Consider the following 6,000-nt stretch of genomic DNA (forward strand, 5'->3'; position numbering starts at 1 on the left):
TTGTTGCTGCCGTCGCCCCGGCGTCGCCGCACTCGTGGTGGCCCTCAGCCCGGCACCAGCGCGGGCTTGAACACCATCAGGAAATAGACCGCGACCATGGCCGCGAAGGCGGGGTAGCCCAGGGTCTCCCAGCGTCGTGCGTCGCGCCAGTATCCGGCGGGCAGCGGCGTGCCGGCCTGGCTCGCCACGGCGGCCATGCGTGCCAGCCGCACCTGCAGCCAGACAACCGGCAGCCAGCAGATGCCGGCCAGCACGTAGAGCACGATAGCCGCGAGAATCCACGGGGTATGCCATGGCCAGCCGGCCAGGTGCGCAAGCCAGAAGCCCGTCAGCGGCTGCACGATCACGGCCGGCGTGGTGAACCACCAGTCGGCACGTACCACCAGTCGCGATACAGCGGCGATCACCGGCACCGAGCGCGTGCGGTTGGCAAAGAAGAAATAGAACGCGGTGCCGAATCCCGTGCCTACCAGCACCACCGACGACAGGATGTGGACGGTCTTCAGTGTCAGGTAGAGATTCACGTTGTCGTTCTGGTCATCGATGGCGGTGTTATGCGATGCCCGCAGCCTGCAGGCCCCATCCGGCCAGCGCGCATGCCAGCACCACGGCCCATGGCGGTGCGCGCCAGACGGCCAGGGCAACCAGCGCCAGCAGGGCCAGCGCGAAGTCCGCCGGGGCCAGCACGGCGCTGGTCCAGACCGGATGGTATAGGGCCGCCAGCAGCAGCCCCACCACGGCCGCGTTGATCCCCGCCAGCGCCGCGCGCGTGGCGCCATGGCGGCGCAATCGCTCCCAGAAGGGCAGTGCGCCGAAGACCAGCAGGAACGATGGCGTGAAGATGGCTATCACGCAGAGCGCGCCGCCGGCCCAGCCATTGGGCGCCAGCGTTCCGGCGGCGCCCAGGAATGCGGCGAACGTGAACAGCGGGCCCGGCACGGCCTGGGCGGCGCCGTAGCCGGCCAGGAACGTATCGTTGTCGATCCAGCCCGGCGGCACCACGGCCGCCTGCAGCAGCGGCAGCACGACATGGCCGCCGCCGAACACCAGCGCGCCGGCCCGGTAGAAGGCGCTGAACAGGGCCACCGCGTGGTCGCCCGACGCGCGCGCGGCAAACGGCAATCCCACCAGCAGCATCGCGAAGGCCGCCAGGCACATCAGCGCCACGCCATGGCCCACCGGCACCGCCAGCGGTTCGTGGGGCACGGCGGCATTGCTGCGGAACCGGCGCGCGCCGATCAGGCCGGCCACCACCATCACGCCCAGCTGGCAAGCCGGCGACGGCACCAGGCTGACCGCCACGGCGGCCAGCGCCATCAGCGTGATGCGCGGCGCGTCGGGGCAGAGCGATCGGGCCATGCCCCAGACCGCCTGCGCCACCACGGCCACCGCCGCCACCTTGAGGCCATGCAGCGCGCCGGCCGGCATCAGGTTGCCGTAGTGCGACAGGCCCAGCGCAAACAGGATCAGTGCCACGGCCGAAGGCAGCGTGAAGCCGATCCACGCGGCCAGCGCGCCCAGGTATCCGGCGCGCGACAGGCCCACGACCATGCCCACCTGGCTGCTGGCCGGGCCGGGCAGGAACTGGCAAAGCGCGACGATATCGGCATAGGCCTGTTCGCTAAGCCAGCGGCGCTGCGCCACGAACGCCTCGCGAAAATACCCAAGGTGCGCCACCGGGCCGCCAAACGACGTCAGGCCCAGGCGCAGGAACACCACAAATACTTCCCACGCTGCGCTCATGCCTGACGCACCTCGGTGTTGTTGACGCGGATGGTTGCCACCAGCCCGGTGCCTTCCGGCACGGGCCGGTTGGCAAGGTCGATCGACAGCCCATGCAGTTCGGCAATGCGCCGCGCGATGGAGATGCCGAGCCCCGTGCCCTGCTCATGCTGCGAGCCGCCCCGGAAGAAGCGGCTGCCCAGCCGCGCCAGCTGGTCGGGCTGCACACCCGGCCCGCGGTCGGCCACCACGATGCGGTCGGGCTCGAAGGCCAGCGTGACCGTGGACCCCGCCGGGCTGTAGCGCAACGCGTTGTCCATCAGGTTGCGCAGCATGGTGCCAAGCAGCGTGGGATCGCCGCATACGTCGATGGGCTTTGCATCCGCCTGCGGCCAGATGATCTCCATGTCGACATGCCGGCGTTCGGACAGCATCAGGCAGTCGGACAGCACATGCTGCGACACGTCGCGCCAGTTCACGGCACTGCGCGAGGGCGGTCCATTCACGTCCTCGAGCCGGCTCATGGTCAGCAACTGCGACACCAGGTGGCTCAGGCGGTCGATGCCGGCTTCCACGTTGATGGCCGCCTGGGCGCGCTCGGCAGGGTCTGGCGAACGCCGGGCCACATCCCACTGCGCCTTCAGGGCGGCCAGGGGCGTGCGCATCTCGTGCGCCGCATCGGCGGTCAGCCGGCGTTCGTGTTCCAGCAGGGCCGATACGCGGTCCAGCAGCCGGTTCATCGCGTGCACCAGCGGAGCCAGTTCGGGCGGCGCGTCATCCAGCGAAATCGGCGTGGGGTCGCCCGGGGCGCGCGTGGCGATGGTGTGCGAGAGCGCCAGCATCGGATGCAGCATCCGGCGGATACCCCACACCAGCAGCGTGGTCAGCAGCGGCAGGCCCACCACCCACGGCAGCACCTGCGCCTGCAGGTACGACCAGACGAGTTCCTCGCGTTCGGCCATGATCTGGCCCACGCAGACGCGCCACCCGGCCACCGGTTCATCCAGGTAGTAGAGCCGCCACGGCACGCCGTCTATCTGCCGGTCGGTAAAACCGCGCACGCCGGGCAGCCGCGGCAGGCGGTCGCCGTCGGGATCGATATGGAACGGCTGGCCGGTGCCGCGCCAGGTGGCAATCGCCATGTCGCCAAGCCCGGCGGCGCCCAGGTCGCCCAGGTCGGTATCGCCGGGTGCCATGCCGTCCGGCTGGGGCTGCGGCGGCACCGCGCCCGTGCCGATCAGCGGCAGCACCGCCTGCATCTGCTGCGCCATGCGCACCATGGCGGTGTCATAGAACTCGTTGATCTCCATGCGCGCGTTCAGGAAGATCATGAAGCTGGTGAGCACCCAGGCAAAGGCCACCGACGCCAGCACGACCAGTATCAGCCGCCGCTGCAGGGTCATGCATCGTCCTCGTTGCTGCCCACGTTGCCGCTTTCGGTCGTGGGCGTTTCCAGTGCGTCGAGCGTGCCGAGCGTGTAGCCCGCGCCGCGCAGCGTGCGCACGATGCCGGGATGGATCTTGCGCCGCAGGTGGTGGATATGGACTTCGAGCGTGTTGCTCTCGGAACCTTTTTCCCACTCGTAGAGCTTGTCGCGCAGGAATTCGCGCGTGAGCACGCGGTTGGGGTGGGCCAGCAGCAGTTCCAGCAGCATCGACTCGCGGCTGGTCAGGTCCACCGACTTGCCCTGCCAGACCGCCAGCCGGGCGGCCGGGTGGTATTCAAGCGGGCCATGGCGCCAGACCGGCTCGGGCATGCCGGCCGAGCGGCGCGTGACCGCGCGCAGGCGGGCGGCCAGTTCGTCGAGATCGACGGGTTTGATCAGGTAGTCGTCGGCGCCGGCGTCCAGGCCGCTGATGCGGCTTTGCACGGCGTCGCGGGCGGTCAGCACCACCACGGGCGTCTGGCGGCCCTGGTTGCGCCAGCGCGAAAGCAGCGTCACGCCGTCCTGGTCGGGCAGGCCCAGGTCCAGCAGCACGGCGTCGTAGTGCATGGCGGCAATGGCGCGGTCGGCGTCGGCCCCGGTTCGGAACCAGTCCACCGCGTGGCCCATCAGCTTCAGGCCACGCTGCATGCCGTCGCCCAGCATGGGGTCGTCTTCAACGATCAGTATTCTCATGAGCAACTGCTTGAAACGGCTGTTTGTAGGTATCGATTGAAACGGGGCGCATGACGCACTTCAAGCGGTCAAAGCGTAGCATCGGGACGGGTCAGGTGCACGCTTAATCTGAAATTAAGGCAGATTCCCTAATCTTCGCGATCTCTTCTTCGAGATCAATGCGCGTCCCCGCTACATCGGGCAAAAACGCAGCCTGCACGAAGCCTTTCTGACCCTACATGCACTCTCCATCTAGCAAGCAACGCATCACGCACGATGTGGCTGACCGCGTCGAACCGGTTTCATTGCCGGCCAGCGCGGGTGCCGGGCGCCTGTCCGCCGTGGCCGGCTGGACGGCGCTGTTCGTGGCAGTGGCGCTGCTGGTATGGTTTGGCACACTTGGCCTGCGCCACCTGGTAGGCCCGGACGAAGGGCGCTACGCGGAAATCTCGCGCGAGATGTTCGCTACGGGCGACTGGGTCACCATCCGCTACAACGCGCTCAAGTACTTCGAAAAGCCACCCTTCCACATGTGGGCAACCGCCGTGACCTATGCGCTGTTTGGCGTGGGCGAATGGCAGGCGCGCCTGACCGTGGCAATGGCCGGCCTGCTGGGCATCGGCATGTCGATGCTGGCAACCTGGCGCTGGTTTGGCCCGCGCGCCGCCGCGTTTGCCGGTCTGGCGCTGCTGGCGGCGCCGATGTGGAGCGTGGCTGCGCACTTCAATACCCTCGACATGACGCTGGCCGGCGTGATGGCCTGCATCCTGGCCTGCATGCTGGTGGCCCAGCATCCGGGCGCCTCGCCGGCCAGCCGGCTGGGCTGGATGGTGGCGTGCTGGGCGGCCATGGGCGTGGCAATCCTGACCAAGGGCCTGGTCGGCATCGCGCTGCCGGGGCTGGTGCTGGTGGTCTATACGCTGGTCACGCGAGACTGGCGTTTGTGGCGCAGGCTGCACCTGACGGCCGGTGCGGTGACCATGCTGGTCATCGCCATGCCCTGGTTCTACCTGGTGTCCGAGCGCAATCCCGAATTCCTGAATTTCTTCTTTATCCACGAGCACTGGCAGCGCTATACGTCCGGCGTGCACTCGCGCGGCGGCCCGATCGTCTACTTCGTGCCGCTGGTGCTGGCCGGTTTCCTGCCCTGGGCAGGGCTGTTCCCCCGGCTGTGGAAGGCCATGCGCAGCGCGGCCCCGGCCGAGGACGTCACCGCCGGCCCGCGTTTCCGCCCGGCGCTGATGGCGGGCATCTGGGCCATTGCCATCTTCGTGTTCTTCAGCCTGTCGCGCTCCAAGCTGCCTGGCTATATCGTGCCGGTGTTCCCGGCGCTGGGCATCCTGGCCGGCGTGGCGCTGGATCGCATGGATGCCCGCGCATGGGGCCGCCAGCTGCGGGCCATGGCGATCGTCGCCATCTGCGGATTGCTGGCAAGCCCGATCGTCGCCACGCTCAACGCCAACCACACGCCAAATAGTTTCTACCGCGCCTATGCCGTCTGGGTGGCCGTTGCCTTCGTGATCATGCTGCTGGCGATCATGGCGGCGCGCGTGCTGCTGCGGCGGGGTGGCGTGCTGCCCAGCGTGGCCGTCTACGCGCTGGGCATGTACATGGGTTTCACCGCGGCGCTGCTCGGCCACGAGACGGTGGGCGGACCTGCATCGGGTGCCGAACTGGTGCCGCAGATCCACCAGCGCCTGACGCCGGGCATGAAGCTCTACGGCGTCAACATGCTGGATCACACGCTGCCGTTCTACCTGGGCCACCCGTTGACAATGGTGGGCGCGGCTGACGAACTGACGTTTGGCACCACGATGGAACCGCAGCGCTGGGTGCCCGACGTGGCCGCCTTCGCAAAGGTCTGGAAGCAGGGCGAGCGCGCGATGGCCGTGATGTCGCCCCAGACCTACCTGGAACTGTCGCCCAGCATTCCGCTCTACGTGGTGGCGCGCGACTGGCGCCGCGTGGTGGTGACAAACGTCCCGGTCCCGATGCCGCCGCCGGCGCACTAGACCGAACTCCGAACTACCCGTTTTGGCCGACACGCGCGGCCCTTTTTCGTTTTGAAAGATTCCCGATCCATGCAGCAGAAGCGAGTCCTGATTCTTGGCGTCAACGGCTTCATCGGCCACCACCTGACGCGCCGCATCCTGGAAACCACGCAGTGGGAGGTCTACGGC

The 6,000-nt window shown here is 68.3% G+C and carries 5 protein-coding genes; 1 reads left to right on the top strand and 4 read right to left on the bottom strand.

Annotated features, from left to right (window positions below; genetic code table 11):
* Window positions 1-44: 44 nt before the first annotated feature.
* The 4 genes from A9J21_RS00570 to A9J21_RS00585 are packed head-to-tail and all read right to left on the bottom strand — an operon-like array spanning window position 45 to window position 3,841.
* The gene (locus A9J21_RS00570) at window positions 45-524 is read right to left on the bottom strand and encodes a DUF2269 domain-containing protein (RefSeq protein WP_066730861.1); all 480 of its coding nucleotides are present in this window, start codon (window positions 522-524) and stop codon (window positions 45-47) included.
* A gap of 28 nt (window positions 525-552) precedes the next feature.
* Window positions 553-1,743 (bottom strand): chromate efflux transporter, encoded by a 1,191-nt coding sequence (gene chrA / locus A9J21_RS00575; RefSeq protein WP_066730863.1) that lies wholly within the window; start codon window positions 1,741-1,743, stop codon window positions 553-555.
* On the bottom strand, window positions 1,740-3,125 hold the full coding sequence (locus tag A9J21_RS00580; protein ID WP_066730866.1) for an ATP-binding protein: 1,386 nt from the start codon (window positions 3,123-3,125) through the stop codon (window positions 1,740-1,742). Before A9J21_RS00580 ends, chrA begins: the two co-directional genes overlap by 4 nt.
* Complete coding sequence (locus A9J21_RS00585; RefSeq protein ID WP_066730869.1) at window positions 3,122-3,841, bottom strand: response regulator transcription factor; 720 nt, start codon at window positions 3,839-3,841, stop codon at window positions 3,122-3,124. The genes A9J21_RS00580 and A9J21_RS00585 overlap by 4 nt, the downstream gene beginning before the upstream one ends.
* Before the next feature lie 218 nt (window positions 3,842-4,059).
* Between A9J21_RS00585 and A9J21_RS00590 the strand changes: the two genes are divergently transcribed.
* Window positions 4,060-5,832 (top strand): glycosyltransferase family 39 protein, encoded by a 1,773-nt coding sequence (locus A9J21_RS00590; RefSeq protein ID WP_066730870.1) that lies wholly within the window; start codon window positions 4,060-4,062, stop codon window positions 5,830-5,832.
* The last annotated feature ends 168 nt before the right edge of the window (window positions 5,833-6,000 follow it).

This window comes from Cupriavidus sp. D384 (assembly GCF_001652915.1).
Taxonomy (GTDB): Bacteria; Pseudomonadota; Gammaproteobacteria; order Burkholderiales; family Burkholderiaceae; genus Cupriavidus.